This window comes from Pseudomonas sp. 24 E 13, from assembly GCF_900004715.1.
Classification (GTDB): domain Bacteria; phylum Pseudomonadota; class Gammaproteobacteria; order Pseudomonadales; family Pseudomonadaceae; genus Aquipseudomonas; species Aquipseudomonas orientalis_A.
Map to the genome: position 1 here is coordinate 1 of NZ_CVTO01000144.1, position 1,390 is coordinate 1,390.

The following is a 1,390-nucleotide window of genomic DNA, read 5'->3' on the forward strand; positions in this document are numbered from 1 at the left end:
GCACTTTTGCAAAGCGAAGGCCAGCCAGCTCTTCAACTCGCCGTCCAACTGGTCTTCACGCGCCAGATCCACCGGGCTGTGCAGCAGTGAACAGGACGGCGCGACCCACAAGCGCTCACCAAGTTTGTCCTGGGCGTGTTGCAACGTCGCCAGGGCTTTTTCCAGGTCACAGCGCCACACGTTACGGCCGTTGACCACGCCCAGGGACAGCACCTTATAAGCCGGCAGGCGATCAAGAATCGTCGGGTATTGCTCCGGCGCCCGCACCAGGTCGATGTGCAGGCCGTCGACCGGCAGATTGGCGGCCAGGCCGAGGTTTTCTTCCAGCCCGCCAAAGTAGGTGGCCACCAGTTTCTTCAACGGATCACGCTGGATCAGGTTGTAGGCCCGCTCAAAGGCGTTCTTCCACTCCTGCGGCAAATCCAGCACCAGGATCGGCTCGTCGATCTGCACCCACTCCACACCCAGCTCCGCCAGGCGCTGGAAGATCTGGCCGTACAGCGGCAGCAGGCGGTCGAGCAGATCAAGCTTGTCAAAGTCGCCGCCCTTGGCCTTGCCCAGCCACAGGTACGTCAGCGGGCCAATCACCACCGGCTTGACGGCGTGCCCGAGGTCGCGGGCTTCCTGGACTTCTTCGAACAACTGGTCCCATCCGAGGTGGAATTGCTGATCGACACTGAACTCCGGCACCAGGTAGTGATAGTTGGTATCGAACCACTTGGTCATCTCCTGGGCGTGAGCGCCGGCGCAGCACGCATCGCTGACGCCACGGGCCATGCCGAACAACGTCTGCAACGTGGCCTGGCCATCGGCAGGACGGAAACGCTCCGGGATCACGCCAAACATCAGCGAGTGAGTCAGCACCTGGTCGTACCAGGCGAAATCACCGGCGGACAACAACTCGATGCCGGCCTGTTTCTGCAGGTCCCAATGGGCCTTGCGCAAGTCACGCCCCACGGCGCGCAGGCCGGCCTCATCAAGCTCGCCCTTCCAGAACGCTTCCTGCGCTTTTTTCAGTTCACGATCGCGTCCAATGCGCGGAAATCCGAGGGAATGAGCGACTGCCATGACTTTTTATCTCCAATGTCGGTATCTATGGCGGTCATTGTCGGGAGATGGCGATAATGAGACAAACTCATTTTTCTTTAGATGAATACAAAATTCATTCATACAGACAGCAACGCAGTGCCCACCCGTAACGCCGGTAAAAGCGGAACCCATAGCAGCCGTGACTGCAGAAAACGGATATGTACTCAATCTGATCCAACATCCTGGTCGGCTCGGAGGCCGCCATCGGGGGCAAGTCGAATCGTCGCACCGCCCCTCCCACATTTGGATCGCGGATCGACACACGATACCGGTCGGCTCTAAGGCCGCCGCGCTTTTGCTC

At 59.8% G+C, this 1,390-nt stretch carries 1 pseudogene; it reads right to left on the reverse strand.

The features are described from left to right. A pseudogene (locus BFP90_RS19555) lies at window positions 1-1,068 on the reverse strand (5-methyltetrahydropteroyltriglutamate--homocysteine S-methyltransferase); the annotation flags it as partial. Between the last annotated feature and the right edge of the window lie 322 nt (window positions 1,069-1,390).